The sequence below is a fragment of the Candidatus Borreliella tachyglossi genome (assembly GCF_003076595.1).
Classification (GTDB): domain Bacteria; phylum Spirochaetota; class Spirochaetia; order Borreliales; family Borreliaceae; genus Borrelia; species Borrelia tachyglossi.
On the sequence record NZ_CP025785.1, the window covers coordinates 185,908 to 204,149 of the forward strand.

Annotated in this window: 20 protein-coding genes; 11 read left to right on the plus strand and 9 right to left on the minus strand. The window is 29.8% G+C overall.

Annotated features, from left to right (window positions below; genetic code table 11):
* Nucleotides 1–12: 12 nt before the first annotated feature.
* From flgK to csrA, 4 genes are read left to right on the plus strand one after another with little or no spacing between them, the layout of a single operon-like run.
* Nucleotides 13–1,896, plus strand: a complete 1,884-nt coding sequence (gene flgK / locus CR532_RS00910; RefSeq protein WP_108728970.1) for a flagellar hook-associated protein FlgK — start codon at nucleotides 13–15, stop codon at nucleotides 1,894–1,896.
* 1 nt (nucleotide 1,897) lies between these two features.
* Entirely contained in the window at nucleotides 1,898–3,169 is a 1,272-nt protein-coding gene (locus CR532_RS00915) for a flagellar hook-associated protein 3 (protein ID WP_108728971.1), read from the plus strand.
* Nucleotide 3,170: 1 nt separating this feature from the next.
* On the plus strand, nucleotides 3,171–3,563 hold the full coding sequence (gene fliW / locus CR532_RS00920) for a flagellar assembly protein FliW (RefSeq protein ID WP_108728972.1): 393 nt from the start codon (nucleotides 3,171–3,173) through the stop codon (nucleotides 3,561–3,563).
* Nucleotides 3,564–3,565: 2 nt separating this feature from the next.
* Nucleotides 3,566–3,814 (plus strand): carbon storage regulator CsrA, encoded by a 249-nt coding sequence (csrA, locus tag CR532_RS00925; RefSeq protein WP_108728973.1) that lies wholly within the window; start codon nucleotides 3,566–3,568, stop codon nucleotides 3,812–3,814.
* Here the strand turns inward: csrA and tsaB are convergent.
* The 6 genes from tsaB to infC form a co-directional block, all read right to left on the minus strand.
* Complete coding sequence (tsaB, locus tag CR532_RS00930) at nucleotides 3,799–4,461, minus strand: tRNA (adenosine(37)-N6)-threonylcarbamoyltransferase complex dimerization subunit type 1 TsaB (RefSeq protein ID WP_108728974.1); 663 nt, start codon at nucleotides 4,459–4,461, stop codon at nucleotides 3,799–3,801. The two genes, csrA and tsaB, sit on opposite strands and share 16 nt — an antisense overlap.
* The gene (gene tsaE, locus CR532_RS00935; protein ID WP_108728975.1) at nucleotides 4,442–4,870 is read right to left on the minus strand and encodes a tRNA (adenosine(37)-N6)-threonylcarbamoyltransferase complex ATPase subunit type 1 TsaE; all 429 of its coding nucleotides are present in this window, start codon (nucleotides 4,868–4,870) and stop codon (nucleotides 4,442–4,444) included. The genes tsaB and tsaE overlap by 20 nt, the downstream gene beginning before the upstream one ends.
* Nucleotides 4,867–5,127, minus strand: coding sequence for a hypothetical protein (locus CR532_RS00940; protein WP_108728976.1), 261 nt, complete (start codon nucleotides 5,125–5,127; stop codon nucleotides 4,867–4,869). Before CR532_RS00940 ends, tsaE begins: the two co-directional genes overlap by 4 nt.
* 203 nt (nucleotides 5,128–5,330) lie before the next feature.
* Nucleotides 5,331–5,678: a 50S ribosomal protein L20 gene (rplT, locus tag CR532_RS00945; RefSeq protein WP_108728977.1), complete on the minus strand. Its 348-nt coding sequence runs from the start codon at nucleotides 5,676–5,678 to the stop codon at nucleotides 5,331–5,333.
* Between the two features lie 29 nt (nucleotides 5,679–5,707).
* The gene (gene rpmI, locus CR532_RS00950; RefSeq protein ID WP_108728978.1) at nucleotides 5,708–5,908 is read right to left on the minus strand and encodes a 50S ribosomal protein L35; all 201 of its coding nucleotides are present in this window, start codon (nucleotides 5,906–5,908) and stop codon (nucleotides 5,708–5,710) included.
* Nucleotides 5,909–5,925: 17 nt separating this feature from the next.
* Nucleotides 5,926–6,486, minus strand: coding sequence for a translation initiation factor IF-3 (gene infC, locus CR532_RS00955; RefSeq protein WP_108728979.1), 561 nt, complete (start codon nucleotides 6,484–6,486; stop codon nucleotides 5,926–5,928).
* A 179-nt stretch (nucleotides 6,487–6,665) separates the two neighbouring features.
* Between infC and CR532_RS00960 the strand changes: the two genes are divergently transcribed.
* The 3 genes from CR532_RS00960 to CR532_RS00970 are packed head-to-tail and all read left to right on the plus strand — an operon-like array spanning nucleotide 6,666 to nucleotide 8,776.
* Nucleotides 6,666–7,328: a hypothetical protein gene (locus CR532_RS00960; RefSeq protein WP_108728980.1), complete on the plus strand. Its 663-nt coding sequence runs from the start codon at nucleotides 6,666–6,668 to the stop codon at nucleotides 7,326–7,328.
* Nucleotides 7,328–8,068: a hypothetical protein gene (locus tag CR532_RS00965; protein ID WP_108728981.1), complete on the plus strand. Its 741-nt coding sequence runs from the start codon at nucleotides 7,328–7,330 to the stop codon at nucleotides 8,066–8,068. Before CR532_RS00960 ends, CR532_RS00965 begins: the two co-directional genes overlap by 1 nt.
* A gap of 60 nt (nucleotides 8,069–8,128) precedes the next feature.
* Complete coding sequence (locus CR532_RS00970; RefSeq protein ID WP_108728982.1) at nucleotides 8,129–8,776, plus strand: flagellar filament outer layer protein FlaA; 648 nt, start codon at nucleotides 8,129–8,131, stop codon at nucleotides 8,774–8,776.
* Here the strand turns inward: CR532_RS00970 and CR532_RS00975 are convergent.
* Complete coding sequence (locus tag CR532_RS00975) at nucleotides 8,758–9,570, minus strand: TatD family hydrolase (protein WP_108728983.1); 813 nt, start codon at nucleotides 9,568–9,570, stop codon at nucleotides 8,758–8,760. The genes CR532_RS00970 and CR532_RS00975 overlap by 19 nt on opposite strands.
* The gene (locus CR532_RS00980) at nucleotides 9,567–10,709 is read right to left on the minus strand and encodes a tetratricopeptide repeat protein (RefSeq protein WP_108728984.1); all 1,143 of its coding nucleotides are present in this window, start codon (nucleotides 10,707–10,709) and stop codon (nucleotides 9,567–9,569) included. Before CR532_RS00980 ends, CR532_RS00975 begins: the two co-directional genes overlap by 4 nt.
* A gap of 301 nt (nucleotides 10,710–11,010) precedes the next feature.
* On the opposite strand from CR532_RS00980, the gene prfA reads away from it, so the two are divergent.
* From prfA to CR532_RS01000, 4 genes are read left to right on the plus strand one after another with little or no spacing between them, the layout of a single operon-like run.
* Nucleotides 11,011–12,084: a peptide chain release factor 1 gene (gene prfA, locus CR532_RS00985; RefSeq protein WP_108728985.1), complete on the plus strand. Its 1,074-nt coding sequence runs from the start codon at nucleotides 11,011–11,013 to the stop codon at nucleotides 12,082–12,084.
* A gap of 9 nt (nucleotides 12,085–12,093) precedes the next feature.
* Nucleotides 12,094–12,927, plus strand: a complete 834-nt coding sequence (prmC, locus tag CR532_RS00990) for a peptide chain release factor N(5)-glutamine methyltransferase (protein WP_108728986.1) — start codon at nucleotides 12,094–12,096, stop codon at nucleotides 12,925–12,927.
* The gene (locus tag CR532_RS00995; RefSeq protein ID WP_108728987.1) at nucleotides 12,911–14,914 is read left to right on the plus strand and encodes a RelA/SpoT family protein; all 2,004 of its coding nucleotides are present in this window, start codon (nucleotides 12,911–12,913) and stop codon (nucleotides 14,912–14,914) included. Before prmC ends, CR532_RS00995 begins: the two co-directional genes overlap by 17 nt.
* Entirely contained in the window at nucleotides 14,904–17,147 is a 2,244-nt protein-coding gene (locus CR532_RS01000) for a ligand-binding sensor domain-containing protein (RefSeq protein WP_108728988.1), read from the plus strand. The genes CR532_RS00995 and CR532_RS01000 overlap by 11 nt, the downstream gene beginning before the upstream one ends.
* Here the strand turns inward: CR532_RS01000 and CR532_RS01005 are convergent.
* A complete protein-coding gene (locus CR532_RS01005) occupies nucleotides 17,144–18,238 on the minus strand; it encodes a D-alanine--D-alanine ligase (protein ID WP_108728989.1) in 1,095 nt (364 codons plus the stop codon). The two genes, CR532_RS01000 and CR532_RS01005, sit on opposite strands and share 4 nt — an antisense overlap.
* Nucleotides 18,239–18,242 lie beyond the last annotated feature (4 nt).

The window sequence follows — 18,242 nt, forward strand, 5'->3', positions numbered from 1 at the left end:
AAGGAGCTTGAAATGGATTCAACATTTTCAGGAATAGAAATTGGAAAGAGAAGTTTATTTGCACACAAAGACGCTATGAACACAACTGGGCATAATTTAACTAACGTGACAAAACCTGGATATTCAAGACAGAGAGTCGTAATGAAAACTGAAATGCCAATTTATGCTCCTCAATCAAATAGAGCAAGCAAGGCCGGCCAACTAGGTCAAGGCATAATGGTACAATCTATTGAACGAATAAGAGATGAACTACTCGATATAAGAATCGCGGAAGAATCGCATCGACTTGGCTATTGGACTTCAAAAGACAAATTTATTTCTATACTTGAGAACATTTATAATGAACCAGAAGAACAGTCCGTCAGAAAAAGGTTAAATGATTTTTGGGAAAGTTGGCAAGATTTATCAAGACAGCCTCAAGGACTGGCTGAAAGAAATATTGTATTGGAGCGTGGTAAATCTTTTGCAGAAGTGGTTAAAAATAGGTTCCATTCTCTTGAAAGAGTATACATAATGGCAAACGATGAGGTAAAAATTACCACTGAGGAACTCAATAACTACCTTAGAAATATTGGGGAACTTAATAAACAAATTGCAAAATCAATTGCCATGAAAGATCAACCAAATGATTTAATGGATGCAAGGGACTTAATAGTTGACAAACTAAGCAATTTGATTAGCATTTCCATAGAAAATAGACAAGATCCTAATGAATTTTTAATTCACGCAGAAGGAAAACACCTTATTCAAGGAAAAATTGCACATGAATTCATATTGGAAGCCACTAATGGACCTACAAGAACTAAATGGAATGTTTTATGGAGCAATGGGGAGCTGGCTAATATTAATACGGGAAAACTAGGTGCTCTTATTAACGCAAGGGACAACGAAATTAAAAACGAAATTAATGAACTGGATAACATAGCAATTAATATCACGGAGCTTATCAATGAAGTTCATGTGTCAGGCCACGGTCTCGATAAAAAAAAAGGAAGGATTTTCTTTGATCAAGAATACAAATTAACCGATGAGCGTGGGCGGTATGATAGTAATGGCGATGGTCAGTTTGATTCTGTTCATATATTTAAAATCAATAGCACAAATGAAGTTTTTCCAGAAGAAAAGCTAGGATTCGCAGGAATCTTAAGATTTGAAGCAATGAATAAAAATGAACTCATAGAAATACCCTATAATGCAACAAATACTGTTCAAGACGTAATAAACACAATAAACAGCTCTAATGCACAAGTCACTGCAAGAATTAACACGGAAGGGAAATTTGAACTTAAGGCAGTAAAAGAACAAGATAAAGAGAGTGCTATATTTAGGATTAAACACATTGAAGATTCTGGGCTATTTTTAACAACTTATACTGGAATTTTAAATACATCAGGTGCTGAAGGTGCTTATAACTATCAAGATATTAATACGACAGACCAACTAACAAATACATCTAGCTATTCAATCGCTCCTCTAAAAAATCCAGCAGCATGGCTTAAAGTAGCTGAGGACATTACGAAAGACCCATCAAAGATTGTAGCAGGACTTAGAAACCCTACAAATGACGCCCCTATTGGTGACAATGAAGCAGCGCTACGCATTGCATCTTTCATAAACTCACCGATTATGATTGGGAAGAACTCGACACTAAACGATTATTTTGCAAACACAGCCTCTAATATTGCAATAAAAGGACAAGTCGCAGAAGTTACAAAAAATAGTCAAACACAAATACTTAAAGGCTTAACTGATTTAAGATTATCAATTTCTGGTGTCAATAAAGATGAAGAGTTGGCAAACATGATAGAATTTCAACAAGCATTTATCGCCGCAAGCAAATTTATCACCGTTTCTGCAGAATTAATAGACACAGTAATCAATAAAATGGGAGTATAACATGATAAACAGAGTAAGTCATTCTTTAACATATGACAATTTAAAAATATCTTCAACAGAGCAGGAAGTAAAAATAACAAAACTCTTGGAAAATCTATATAAAGGTGGAAAAAGAATTTCAAACCTGCGAGATGACCCAACAGGCGTTACTCATGCAATACGACTAGATAGCGATATATTCAAGCTTAACGCCTATATTAAAAACATCGGTAGTGCCAAAGGGAAATTAAGATATACGGAAGGATATTTACAATCTCTTACAAATATTTTAACCCGCGCAAAAGAACTAGCTATCCAAGGCGCAAGCGGTACTTATGGAGCTGATGATAAAAAATTGATAGCAAAAGAAATAAATGCAATACTTGAAGATGTTATTGCAATAGCAAATGTAAGGGGTTCAGATGGATACAGCATATTCGCAGGAACTAAAATTGATGCTGAAGCTTTCAAAGTAACTAGAGAAAACAGAATCAATAGTATGACTCAAGACAGAGAAGAACCTCAAATAATAAGAATAGACTACAATGGAAACCAAGCAGAAAAAGAAACTGAAATATATAATGGAATTTATGTTCCAACTAACTTTCCTGGAAACGAAATATTTTTTTCACAAAACCACTATATAATCTCATCTCAGAATATTAATGGATTCATTGTAAAAGAAAACGCAAAAATTTACATTGATAATATTGAGATATCCTTAGTAGCAGGAGATACAGCTGCTGACATTATCGCTAAGATCAATGAATCATCTGCTCCTGTTGAAGCCAGTATTGATCGTCTTTTAAATTCAATATCTATAAAGACAACCACACCTCATCAAGTATGGATAACAGAAGAAAATTCAACCGTACTACAAGATCTTGGCATTATTACTAAAAATAATGACACCAAAGCCCCTCCTTACAATATCGCAATTAACACTGACGTTAGAAGTCGCTCAATTTTTGATACCTTAATTGAGCTAAGAGATAACCTAGAAGAAAACCGAGAAGAACTTGTTGGAACCAGAAACTTGGCAGAAATTGATGAAAGCCTCAATAAAATCCTTACAGCAGTGGCTGATCTTGGTGCTAAGGAGAATAGACTTGATTTAAGTTATGAAAGAATCAGCAAGGAAGTAATGGACATGAAAGACGATATGGTTAAATATACTGATCTTGATGTCACAAAAGCAATAACAGATCTTAACATGACAAGTCTAGCTTATCAGGTGTCTTTGGGAGTTTCTGCAAGGATAATGCAAACAACTTTATTAGATTTTCTAAAATAAAATGAAAAATGAAATTAGTATAAAATTTACTTTTCCTGAAGGAATACTAGGGTTTGAAGAGATTAAAGAATTTATAATTAAAGACTCTGAACACAGACCTTTTTCTATCATGCAATCAATAAACGAAGAGATAAGCTTTTTAGTAACATCTCCCTTTAACTTTCTAGCAGAATATTTACCCAACATACAAGAAAAAGATTGGTTAGATATTAAAACCGAAAACGAAGATGAAAAGGTTATATTGTGTATAATAAACATGCATGTGCAAAACTATAAAGATATAACAGCAAATTTAAAAGCTCCAATTATATTAAACAAAAAAAAACTAATTGGGAAACAAGCCATATCCACAAATGAAGAACATTATCTTAGATATAGAGTCTTTAAGGAATAAATATGCTAGTGCTATCAAGAAAAGTAAACGAAAGCATAAAAATAGATTCCAATATTGAAATTTCAATATTGGAAATAAAAAAAGACAGTGTTAAAATAGCTATAAAAGCTCCTGAAAACATTAAAATTCTTAGATCTGAGATCTATGACATAATTAGAGAAGAAAACAAAAACTCAATTCTACAAGACAAGAGCAATATAAAAAATAATATACATAAAATTAAAAATTTATTTGATTATTTCATTAAATAGGAATTAATCTCTGCATCACTCATTCTTAAATACAAAGGTCCAGATAAAATACTATCTCCCTGTTTACTTTCTAAATACTTAAGCTTACCAAGCTCTGTTAAAACTTTACCAAAAGAACCTATATCACTGACAATCTCAAACTTATTTTTAAGTTTTTCATAAATAAGTTCAATACCATTTCCAACAATAACCAACTTTGAATCAAGCTTATCCAAATACTCAAATAACTCTGACTCAGAAAAGCAAAAAACACTGCCACATAGTTTAGACTCTCTATAATATCCAAGGAAATATTTACCTGCTGTGAAGCTTAACGTAAGTATATCTGAACTTGCACAAACTAATCTTGCAAAAACATCAAAAGTAGGTATGCTTACAAAAGGAATAGAAAGTCCTAAAGAAAGTCCTTTAATAAAACTTAAACTAATTCTAAGTCCAGTAAAAGATCCAGGCCCAGAAGAATTAATCAGTAAATCAACTTGATTAAGATTAATACCATTCTCTAATACAAAGTCACTAAAGATTTTTGGAATGCTAAGGTTATAATTAATTTTATCTTTGTCTGTAACCAGAGAAAGCGCTTTACCATTAACTTCAAAATAAATCAACAAAGTCTTATATGAGTATTCAACTGCAAAAGTATTCATCGTTAACTTCTAAAATCCTACTAGTATCTTTTATTTTAAATTTTAGAAATACCAATCTATCCTTTGGCAAAACATCCAGAATAATATCTGGCCACTCAATGGCTATTATAGAAGACATATCTAAGAGTAACTCCATTCCACCAATCATTTCAAACTCATCTAAAATATTTAAACGATATAAATCAATATGATAAAATTTAAAATCTACAAACTCATAAACATTAATGATATTATAAGTTGGACTTGTAAAATAAGAAATCCCAAGACTTAAAGCCAAGCCTTTTAAGAAAGTCGTCTTTCCAGATCCCAGCTCACCACAAAGAACAAATATCTTACTAATAGGTAAGGGATTAAAAAAAGATTTAGAAAAATCTATCATTTTATCTTCTGTTTCAAAAGACAGTGTCAAGGAAGCTCACCGTTTATATCAAGCTCAATTATATGTCTCTTTATTGCAACCATTAAACTAAGAACAGGATAATCTAGAGAATCCAAGAAATCAATAGTGATATGTTTCTCATCTAAAGGAGTTACCTCTATTGTAAATTTCAGCCTCTTAATCTCGCTGGAGCCTTTATATTCATAAATAGCATCAGCAAAATATACATTCCTATAAAATATATGACTATCTTGCTTTTTAATATTATTAAGAGCAATAAATTTCATAATAATATTCCTTTAAATAAATCCCAAGAAGCCAACATAGAAATATTTTCATTCAGCGCTATTTTAAAAGATGGGATTTGCATCCTTAACTTTTGATTAGCCTTAAGCAATCATCCGTTAAAAAAATATTTAAATCCCCAAATTTAGTGAGATGTCGCAAAAAATAACTCTAATCTCTATAATTAAACTTCCCAGGAATTTTTTTAATTCTTTAGCTCATAAACAATTTTCTTAAAAGTTTCAATATCTTCAATTGCCAAATTAGATAAAATTTTTCTATTAATCTTAATATTAGCCTTTTTTAAACCCTCAATAAACCTTGAATAATTAATTCCCATACCCGTTAAAGAGGCAGAAATTCTTGTAATCCATAAACCTCTAAAATCTCTCTTTCGAGCCTTTCTATCTCTTGTAGCATACATCATGCCTTTGCGAAGAGTATCTTTAGCCTTCTTATAGTTGCTTTTTTTAGTACCCCAAAACCCTTTAGTTTTCTTTAAAATTCTCTTTCGCCTCGCAACATGAACTGCCCCATTCTTAACTCTAGCCATATAATCTCCTCAGTCAAAAAATCAAATACTTAAGCATAAGGCAATAAGGTTCTAATTCTCTTAACCTCAGAGCTTGAAAGCACACCTGATTTACCCAAGTCTCTTTTTCTCTTCGAAGACTTTTTTGTCAAGATATGTCTTAAATTCTGCTTCTTATACTTGACCTTACCTTTCGAAGTAAAAGAATATCTCTTATTTGCACTTTTGCATGTCTTCATCTTATTTGACATTCACATCTCCTCATCATTCACTTCCTAGACTTAGGTGCAACAACCAAAAACATTGTCTTACCTTCCATCTTAGCTGGAGATTCTAAAGTATAATTAGTATCCCCTACTCTTTCAAGAATACTCTCTAAAATTCCATATCCCAAATGCGTGTGCGCAAGTTCACGCCCCCTAAATCTAATCGTAACTTTCACCTTATTGCCTTCCTGGAGAAATCCTAAAATATTTCTAGACTTAAAATCAAGATCATGCACATCTATTTTTGGCTGCATCCTAACTTCTTTAAGTTTAATTATTTTTTGATTTCTCTTCTGCTCCTTCTGGCGTTTTTCCTGATGAAACTTATATTTCCCATAATCAATTATCTTGCAAACCGGAGGCAACACATTGGGAGAAACCTCAACCAAATCAAGCTCAACATCCCTAGCACGTCTAATAGCATCTTCAATCGGCAAAACAGATTGAGTCCCATCGTCAAAAACAACCCTAACCTCACGAGCCTTAATCCTATGATTAATTTTCAATTCCTTATCACTTGATCTTGATCTATCCCGATCTCTATTGGAATTCCTATTTATCATCTAAAAATATATACTCCTCAAACAATATTGCTTAATAATTAATTTTAATATACCTTTATTAAAAAGTAAATTAAAATACATATCTCTTTAAGTACAGCATCAAAAAGAATATTTCAAAACTTGGCATCAATCAAAACCCAATTGATTAATGCGCAATTAAAAAGTAAAATTTATTTATTATGAGTATATTTTTACTAATAAGTCTACCTTTAGTTTTAAAAATCTACATACTAACAAAACATCCTACGCTGAGAACAATTAACCAAAATTATATCTACTCAACAATAATATTATTTGCTATAACTATTTTTTCCTCACTATATCTAGCAGAAGAATTTATCTTATATAAAATCCTGGAAATAAACTATACAACAAAATTAAGTCTAGCAACTTCGATATTCATCAAAGACCAAGTATATTACTATATTTTTCCATTATTAATCTTTACATTCTTTTTTACATTCAATCCAAATTCAATTCTTAAAAAAAATCCGATATTTTTAATATATTTCGCATTCGGAGTATTATTTGCTAAAAATTTAGAACTAATTATTGCAAATAGCAAAGTCTTTGGTACCTACGAGTATATCAAAATACCACTTTTGCACATAACAGAATTGGTATGTACAGCAATCATATGTGAAAGAGGAATAAGCCTTTCTATAAAACAAAACATAAATGGGTATAAGATCATTTTTATTCCTATTTTGTTCTTAGAAATAATAATTACGCTTTTAAAAGTGCTAATTTTAATCAACATGCAAATCTATGCTGTAATCGTACTAATTATAATTCTGGGAACTATAATTTTAAGCAAGAGAACTATTGGAACTGCCAAATAATGCTCAAGACAAAAAAACCTTTTATTATCTTGAGCACCTTAATTTTATTGTTCAGTTGTCAAGAAAATAAAATTATAAATCAAAATTTTGACTACATAATAATTTTCTCAGATTCAACGGAATATTTTTTCGAAATGAAAGCTACCCCATTTATAGAAGATAAAATACTATTTATCAACGAAAAAGATATTGGAATGATTAAAGATCATCTAAATAATGCAAAAAAGATACTTTTAACATACAAATCAACTAATAAAATATTCAATGAAAAAAAAATAAGAGAAAAACTTTTTAATCTCTCTGACGTAAAATTCTCATTGAAAAAAGCTATTGATTTTATATTAATCGACCCTTCAGTACACTTAACAACCTCACTCATAATGGCAGATAGCTCATTGAATAAAGAAGACTTGGAACATTTGCAAAAACATGCAAATGAGATACATACAAGCATCACCATGATAGATAGTGAAAACATCCAGTACTTAAAAAATTTTATTACACCCAAAATAACAAGAGTCATTCTATTTTCAATGAAAAATAATCATACTTATTTAAAAAGATTCTCAGTCTCACCGTTTTTTAAAAAAATAGACTTCATATTGATTGGAAACATTAGAAAAGATTTAAAAGAAATTAATGCGAAATACGTAATAGGCATTAATGAATTAGACTTAATAGAAATAATAAAAAAAATTAATAAAAATTTTCACTATGAATTCAACATCTATAAAAGATAATACAAATCTGATACTCTAATACTATAAACAAAATTCAGTCTCATATTAAAAGGATTTTATATGATAAAAGGTTTAATAATACTTCTAACGCTTATTAATATTTTCGTATTTGCACAAAATGAAAATGACCAAAAAATTGACAATCAAGAGCAAAAAGAACATATTCTTTCCAACATGGAAGATCCATTTGATTTTCATCTAAGATTTTTTACTGAAAGAATTAATCCTTTATTTGTTAGATTTAACAATAACAACCCTGCAACTCAACACAATAAATTTGTATTAGCACTTAAATATATCACATCTAGAAGTGACAGTGAAATCAATCTAGAACCATCTAATCCTATGGTAATACCAGGCATTATTAAAAATATATCTTTATGGGTAGACGGAAGAGAAACTAATACAGAAATTTGCGCAATACTAAAAGATTCATCAAGAACTTTTCACTCCATTCCCTTTAGAACAGAAGATGGAAGCTCTAAGCTTAATTTTCTTGGATGGAAAAAACTTACAGTAACAATACCAAGAAGTTTTGTACAAAAAACACATAAATTTAAAAAGGAGACTAGAGACTCAGAATTAGTGAAAATAAAAATAATACCCGAGCATAGAATAAATCATGAACCACAATACGTATACTTATCTAAACTTACGGCAATGATTGGTGAACAAGAGGTATCATTCACTTATGATGATAATTGGTAAATTGAGTTTTTAAATAAATCTTTAAAGTTGTGATATAGTGTATCTGAAATACTTTCTGCATCACAACTTTTAATTTTTGCAATCTCAATACATATATACCCTAAAAAAAGAGGCGCATTTATTTTACCCCTTAAAGGAACTGGTGCCAAAAATGGACTGTCTGTCTCAATTAAAATATCCTCAATACTGAGTTTCTTTAAAACTTCTCTTAAAGGTTCTGCATTTTTAAAGGTTAAATTACCAGCAAAAGATACCTTAAATCCATAATCAATAAATTTCTTAGCATATTCATACGTACCAGAATAGCAATGAAGTATTCCTCTGCTCACAAAATTGGAAGATTTAATAATATCGTAAACATCCCCATAGGCCTCTCTTATATGCAAAATAACAGGTTTGTTATATCTGCTAGCCAAATCCAACTGAATATTTAAAGTTTCAATCTGTTCCTTTTTATTGTCTGCCTTAAAATAATCAAGTCCAATCTCACCAACAGCAACAACATCTTCATTTGCCAAGATCGTCTCAAGCAATTCAAAATCATCCTTAAAAGCCTCATTTAAGGGATGAATCCCAGCTGTGAGTGAAATATTAGAATAAGCATCTAAAAGTTGCTTCCTCTCATAAAAATCACTAGGATGCAACCCAACATCAAGAAAATAAGAAAATCCATTTCTCAAACATTCATTAATAACATAATGAACATCCACAGAATTCTTCTTAAGCTCATTAAAATGTACATGAGTATCTATTAACTTTTGTAAAAAAATAGATCTTTCAAAATCAAGCTTCATAAGTCCATTTTCTTTTTAAGTTCATTAATATAGTCAATAACAGTAACATTTTTCATCCCAAGTTGTAAGAATCTTGATAAGATATCCACAGCATCTTCAATTTGCCCCAAAGCCTCGTAACACTCAGCCGCATTTACATATAATATAGAGTTTTTAGGATTTGTTTTTATCAAACTTTTAATAGCCATTATTGCATCTTCATACTGTCCCTGTTCTTTTTGAAGTAACGCAAGCCCAAGTATAGCGAACATATCAAAATCAACATCAAGAGCTTTTTTATAATAAATTTGTGAATTCTCATAATCTTTCAAGTATCGATATGCATCACCTACTCTTGTTAGAACCAAGTTATTCGTTGGATCCGTTTCAATTATTGCAAGCCAATATCTCAAGGCTTCATGATAATCTTTATTGCCTCTATAACAATCAGCAAGCCCAAAAATAGCATAAAAATTATTTGGTGAGATCTCTAAGGCTTTCCTAAAAAAATAAATGCCCTTACTAAATTCCTTTAATTTCCTATAACAATTCCCAATGGAAGTTAAAACACGAACATCAATCTTAGCCTGATTTATTTCATACATTTTAAGCCAATACTTCAAAGCTTCTTTATACTCTTTAAAATCATAATATAAATGCCCAATACCAACAAGTGCATAATCATTCTCCGGCGCAAGTTCTATTACTCTTAAATATGCTTGCCTTGATTTTTGAAAATTCCTTAACTTCCTATAAGAAGCAGCAACCCTTGTCAAAACCGTAATATTTCCAGGATCATACTTTAAATACTCTTCCCATATATCCGTAGCCTTTTTATAATCATCTAAACTACGATAACAATCTCCTAACCCAAAGAGCGCATAATTATTAGTTGAATGCCTAGAAAGGCATCTTTGATAATAAACTATAGCTTTATCAAAATTTCGTCTTTTCCTTTCAATGTCACCAAGTCCAACAAGAGCATAATTATTATCATTATCCTTTTCTAAAATATCATTAAATAATGATTCAGCTTCAGAGAGTCTTTCCTCCTTTATTAACTGATATCCCCTTTTGGATTTCTCAGTAACATCAAGAAGTTCATTGTCAGAAATTTGTGAGATATCCCCAAAATCACTTAAAAATTTCTTCTCTAACATAAATACCCCTTTTTAAACTGGTTTATTAAAGACGTAATTTATTTACTTCATATACGCTATTTAAAAAGCATATAAACCACATTCAGACTTAATAATAACAAGATATTAATAAATCTTTAATATCCAATCTTAATAATACATATTATATAAAAAACTAAAAAAAATATACTTAATTTCGCACTCTCAAGCTTATTTATTTAAATTACATATAAAGCTTATCTATATAAAATTTATGGCCAATGATAACAAAAAATTTAAAATTAGGATAAAATATTATTACCTTACTAGGAGAAAAATCAGAATGTTTTTAAACAAACTAAGTCCAATTGAAAACAAAATTAAAATACTCGAAGAGAAACTGCAGGACACAAATTTAATTAAAAATCAAAAAGAATATTCAAAAGTAGTAAAAGAATATAATTATTTAGAAAAAATTAAAGAAAAAAAAGACGAATATGAAAACATACTAAATCAAATCGATGAGAATAAAAAAATCTTTTCTGAGGAAGAAAACTTAGAAATGAAAGAACTAATAAAACAAGAATTAACTAATTTAAATTCTAAAAAAGATGAGATTGAACATAAAATTAAGGTATCGCTTTTACCCCAAGATGAGAATGATAGCAAAAATATTATTATTGAAATTAGAGCCGGAACCGGAGGCGAAGAGGCTGCACTTTTTGCCAATAATCTTTATGAAATGTACACAAAGTATGCTGAGAAGAAAAAATGGAAAACAGAGCTTATCAACTTTAATGAAACGGAACTTGGAGGGTTTAAAGAAGTTAGCCTTGAGGTAAGAGGAAAAGATGTATTTAAAAAACTAAAATATGAAAGTGGAGTCCATAGAGTTCAAAGAGTTCCAATAACAGAATCTAATGGAAGGCTCCAAACCTCAGCCGCAACCGTTGCTGTACTTCCCGAAGTTGAAGATACTGATATTGCAATCAATGAAAAAGACTTAAGAATAGATGTTTACAGATCCTCTGGTGCGGGAGGACAGCATGTTAATACAACAGATTCTGCTGTTAGAATTACGCATTTGCCTACAGGAATTGTGGTACAATGCCAAAATGAAAGAAGTCAGCACAAAAATAAAGATCAAGCAATGAAAATCTTAAGAGCTAGGCTTTACGAATTTGAAGACATTAAAAAACAAGAACAACGCTCAAGTGACAGAAAGCAACAAGTAGGTTCAGGTGATAGATCTGAAAGAATTAGAACATATAATTTTCCACAAAATAGAGTAACTGACCATAGGGCAAATATTAGTCTTTACAAACTAGAAGAAATTATGCAGGGTGATCTTGATCCTCTACTTGACACACTAGCCTTAGAATTTCAAGAGAGAGCATTAAAAAATAATCCAATATAATCGCCTCCAATGACAATAGCCGAAACAATAAGGGACTCAAAGCAATACAACTTAAGCACTCTTGAGATCTTATTACTTCTTGAAAAAATCTTAAAGACTCGGAAAGAACTAATTCTTGCAAATACAGATAAAAATTTAACAAAAAAAGCAGAATATGAATTCTTGAATCAAATCAATCATATAAAATCAGGCATCCCCTTACATTATATACTTGAATTAAAAGAATTTATGGGGATTAAATTTTACATAAACAAACATGTACTAATTCCTAGAGCAGATACAGAATGTTTAGTAGAAGAAGCTTTAATTCAAATCAAAAAGAATAACTTAAATAAAATACTAGATTTATGCTGCGGAAGCGGCTGTATCGGTTTATCAATTGCACATTACCTACAGAAAAAAGTAATACTATCAGATATCTCTACTAAAGCTTTAAAAGTAGCATTAAAAAACACAAAAAGACTAAAATTAGAAAATTGTATAGAAATACTACATTCAGATCTGTTAAAATATATCAATAAAGAGTTTGATCTAATAATTACCAATCCTCCTTACTTAACTAAAAATGAACTGAAAAAGAAGGAAAAACTAGAAAGAGAACCTAGAATAGCTCTTTTAGGGTTCGGGAAAGATGGGCTTGAAATTCCAAAGAAAATAATAAAACAGGCAAAACACAAGCTCACCCAGAATGGACTCTTAATAATAGAATTAGCCCCTTGGCAAACAAAACTTCTAAAAAAGTTCGCAATCCAGGAAGGTTTTTCATATTTGAGAACTCTATATGATATTGAAAAAAGAGAGAGAGCATTAATGCTGAGGACAAATAATGATACAAGCCTATGAGATTGCATACCTAATCAAAATAAATGATCTTGAGAAGGTAAAAGCCATTTTCAGCAACATCATCAACAATACTTATAAAGATGAAATTCAAAAAAAATTAATATTTAAAGCTCTGGAAATCTCAGAACAACTACATTACGGTCAATATAGAGAAAGTGGCGAACCATATGTAATCCATCCAATATTGGTTGCATTACTCTTAGCAAAATTCCAACTAGATTTTAAGACAACAATAGCTGGCTTACTGCACGATGTACTTGAGGACACAAGCGTTGAAAAGACAGAAATAATTAAAGAATTTGATGAGGAGGTTTTAAGCCTAATTGATGGTGTAACAAAAATTCATGATCTACATAATAAAACAAGAACAATCAAAGAAGCAAATACTATTTCAAAAATGTTTTTTGCAATGACTCACGATATTAGAATAATACTCATCAAGCTTACTGACAAATTACACAACATGTCAACCCTTACCCACTTGCCTAAAAACAGGAGAGAGAGAATCGCAAAAGATTGTCTTGCCACTTATGTCCCAATTGCGGAGCGACTTGGTATTTCGTCCCTTAAAACATACCTTGAAGACTTATCATTTAAATATCTTTATCCAAAAGAATATAAAGAAATAAAAATTTTTCTAGCTGAGACAAAAATAGAAAGAGAAAAAAAATTATATAAGGGAAAATTGATAATAGAGAAGGAGCTTAAACAAATTGGGATTGACGCTAAGATCAGCGTAAGATCAAAACATTTCTACTCAATCTTTAGAAAAATGAAAACAAGAACTAATAAGCTCTCACAAATCTTTGATACCTTGGGGATAAGAATAATTTGCAAACAACAAAAAGAATGCTATGAAATACTAGAAATTGTACACAAGGTTTGGAAGCCAATACCTGGAAGACTAAAAGACTACATAGCAATCCCTAAAGAAAACAAATATCAATCTATACATACTACTGTAAGAATACCTGAAGATAACCAATTAATCGAGATACAAATTAGAACAGAAGAAATGGACAAAATTGCCAGATATGGTGTTGCTGCTCACTGGATCTATAAAGAACAAGTTGAATTAAGAGCTGATGATCTCTCATTTATTAATCGAATAAAAAAATGGCAACAAGAATCATTCAATAAAAATCAATATTCAATGAATGACATACACAAAGAACTCTTGAATACATTCATATATGTCTATACCCCAGAGGGTGAAATAATAGAGCTCCCATTTGGCTCAAATGCAATTGACTTCGCATATACAATACATACAGATATTGGCGATCAAGCACTTTATGCACAAATTAATGGAAAGATTAGTGCACTCACAAAACCTTTAAAAAACGAACAAATTGTTGAAATATTTACCTCAACAGAGGCAAAACCTGATGTAATTTGGCTACACAGCGTTAGGACAAAAAAAGCACGCTCAAGAATTCGATCTTGGCTTAATAAAAACGACGATACCATATTTGTAGATAATAATATAATTGCATATCTTATTGGAGAGCATAAAGAGCAAAAAAGAATCTTCCGCCTTTTTAAATCTTTAACAAAATCTCAAATAAAAAGAATCACAATAGCCTCTGACTGCAATCCATCAACAGGGGAAGCCATTGTTGGCATAATACAAAAAGATGAAATAGTAGTTCATAAAGATAATTGCCAAGATACACTTTACTACAGGAAAAGCCATTTTATTGAGGTAGAATGGGAAGCAACACCAACAAGGAAAATATATCATATTGTAATATTCTTAAAAAATCTAAAAAGTCTTTTTTATTACCTAGACAATCTTTTTACATACTTTGATGCAAGACTTATTAGTGAGAAAATAGAAGACTGCGGAAATGGACATGGAATAATCAATATAATTATCTCATCGAATGCAAAAAATGTATCAATGATACTCTCAGCCCTTAAAGAAAACCCTAACATACTCCAGATAATGCAAATAGAAGAAGACATTAAAAATTATGATCTTTAAGATATTGTTCCTAATCTTAGCCCATTCACTAATTGCACAACAAATAAGTAAAGAAAATGAGATAGAGCCATGTAATGAAGAAATAAGAGAACATATTGCAATAATTAACGAACTTACAAACGTTGCAGAAAAAACAACAAGAATAGGAACTATTTATGATTACATAAAAAAATATTTCCTAAAAAACAAGATACAATATATAGAACATTCACTCCAAGAAATTGGATTTATTGGATATTCACAAAAAACAATCTACTCAAGGGTAAAAGGCATGGGCAAAACTAGTTACAACATTATTGTCCCAATAGAGATACAATATGATTTAAAAAATAACCTTGCAATTGCAATTGTAATCACACTCCTCAATAACTTAAAAACACAAAAAATTGAAAATAGCTTAAACATTTATTTTATTGAGGATGATTCACACAAACAAATATCAACAATAAGCAGTAGACTACTTCTCAATAACAATGTTCTTGAAAAAAATACAAGCACAATTTATTTAATGTTGAATGCAGATAAAGAAAATAATCCAATAGAGTTCAAAAATCAATCAAACATAATAAACTCAAAAACAAACCTAAGCTTTTTAGAAATGCTCGTCAAAACATTCGAAAGTAATAAAGTAAATTTTAATGTTTCAAAAATAAACGACAAGAATATAAATGAAATATACAATCTGTATTTAGAAGAAGAAATTCCTATCCTAATCATGAACAACAACAAAGAGATTTCACTGCTTAAATATTTTAAGCATAATAATCTTTGCGACATTTACAAATCAATTGAAAACATAATAAAAACTGAAAGAAATCTCCAAAACGAAAATGACCTACACTATGTCATCATAAATACTCCATTTAAAAAGTGGATCATAAATGAAAGTACACTTCTCATACTAATATACGCTGTTTATAATTTAATTATACTAATGTTCATTAGAAGATTTACAAAAGCTAGTATAATAATTAGAAAAGTTCAAGATAATTACTATAAAATAATAAGATTATTTTTCATATTATTCTTAAGCACATACATTTCAGTTCTCGTTACAAATAAAATATTCACAGAATATGAAAACTTCATAGACTATAGCATCATAAATCCGATATATCTAGTAAATTTTTTTCTAATATTATTCAACTTTAATCTTCTATCTTATTTCACATATAACTTTAAAATGTATCTCAACTTTAGAGAGCTTAAATACTTGGCAATAGCAATTTCCGGTATTGAGCTTATTATGCTACTGTACATTAAAATAGAATTTATTTTAATGATAATATTAAAAACGATATTAATATTATTTATTCCTAATAAAAAAAGATTTATAAAAAAAATTATAATAATTCTTATTTGGACAATAAATTTCATACTAATAACATCAATACAAACAACCTCACTTATTTCAAAACCAATTGCATTAAGTTATTTTATATCAATCTCACTCTTCTCACCTATACTTGTTAATATGATAGAGCATTTAAAAAATAAAACTACAATAATGAAGCAAGAATTTAAAAAATCTGAAAAGATTGAATCTATAATTTTTTTCTTAATAATCGCTATTCTGATAATATCAAACAATATGAGCTCAATTTCAACAATGAAAATAACTCAAATCATAAGCTTTCCAGAAAAAACTAATAAAATTAGCATAGAATACCTAAAAGAAAACAGAAACGCAATTCAAATAGCAACAAAAGACTTCAATTTAAACTTAGACAAAAACGAAAAACAAATATCTAGAGAAATTAAAATACAGAAAGACTTAATAAACATATCTTTTCAAAAAATAAATGTGGCTGAGAGAACTATCTATGGGATCAAGATTTCCACTAAAAATACTGCAAAACAAATTAATTTATTCCTAAAAAACGCATCTGAATTTATAATATATCAAAGCAATGTACCCTATAAAATCGCATCTAATAACGCAATATTCACAGTAAATAACATTAAATCAAATACAATAAACATCGCTTTTACAGTTAAGTCTCAAGAGGACATTAGGTATGATGCATTTGTTTATTTTGATACTAATAAAAATTATGTGAAGATATATGACAAGGGAACCAAAAAAGAAGATAAAAATATAAAAATAGATTATTCATACTCAATAAAGTACTCAGGAACACTCCCAAAAGCTGAAAAATATGATCGAAATGAGTTCTTCAAACTTCAAGATGATAGAGAAATTGAAAATTTAAAAAATTTAGATTTAGTCTAGCCTCCCAACTGTTCAAAATCAATTCTTTTTTTTCTTTTTTCATAGCTTTGGAAAGCTAAAATTATTAACTTATCAACTAAAAATTCATAGTCAAGACCATCATGTTCGCACATCTTAGAAAACATAGAAATATCTGTAAATCCTGGAATCGTATTTATCTCATTGATATAAATTAAATCAGTATCTTTTTCAACAAAAAAATCAATTCTTGCCATTCCCCTAAGTTCTAAATACTTATAAGTCAAGAATGCATATTCTTTAATGTCTAGCAAATACTTTGTATCAAGTTGAGCAGGAATATTAAAAATAATAGAATTTCCAGGAATAGTAGAATACTTAGCATCATAATCATAAAATATAAAATCCTGTATAACAATCTCACCTGGCGTAAATATTTTAATCTGATCATTTCCAACAACAGAACATTCAATTTCTCTTACTTTAATGAACTTTTCTACAATAACCGTTAAATCATATTTAAAGGCTTCTTCAATACTCCTTTCAATCTGACTTTCGTTATGTACAATACTTATTCCAATTGAAGATCCCAATATAGCCGGCTTAACAATTAAAGGATACCCTAGGCTATCCTTTAATTGCCTTTTAACTCCATCTTTATCTAAAAGATACTCATATTTTCTAAATCCAATAAAGGGAACTACAGGCATATTGAAACTTTTAAGCAAAAGCTTGCAAAAATACTTATTACTAGAAATAGCGCTCCCTAAAATACCAGACCCAACACAAGGAATATCCATTATTTTTAAAAGACCTTGAATAGAACCATCTTCACCTGTTCTCCCATGAACAATTGGAAATACAACATCAATTTTAAGATCTCTATCATTTACAAATATTCCACCACCAGGAATTAAACTAATAATAGAAGAACTATCTCTCTTAATTAATTTAGGATCATCAGGAACAAAGTCTAGTAAATACCAAATTCCAGTATTCTTATCGATAAAACATGAAAACACTTTATATTTATCTAGCTTCATAAGAGCTAAATAAACCCCATAAGCAGATTTGCAAGAAATTTCATGTTCAAAGGAAACCCCACCAAATACTAACATAAGATTTTTCTTCATGAAA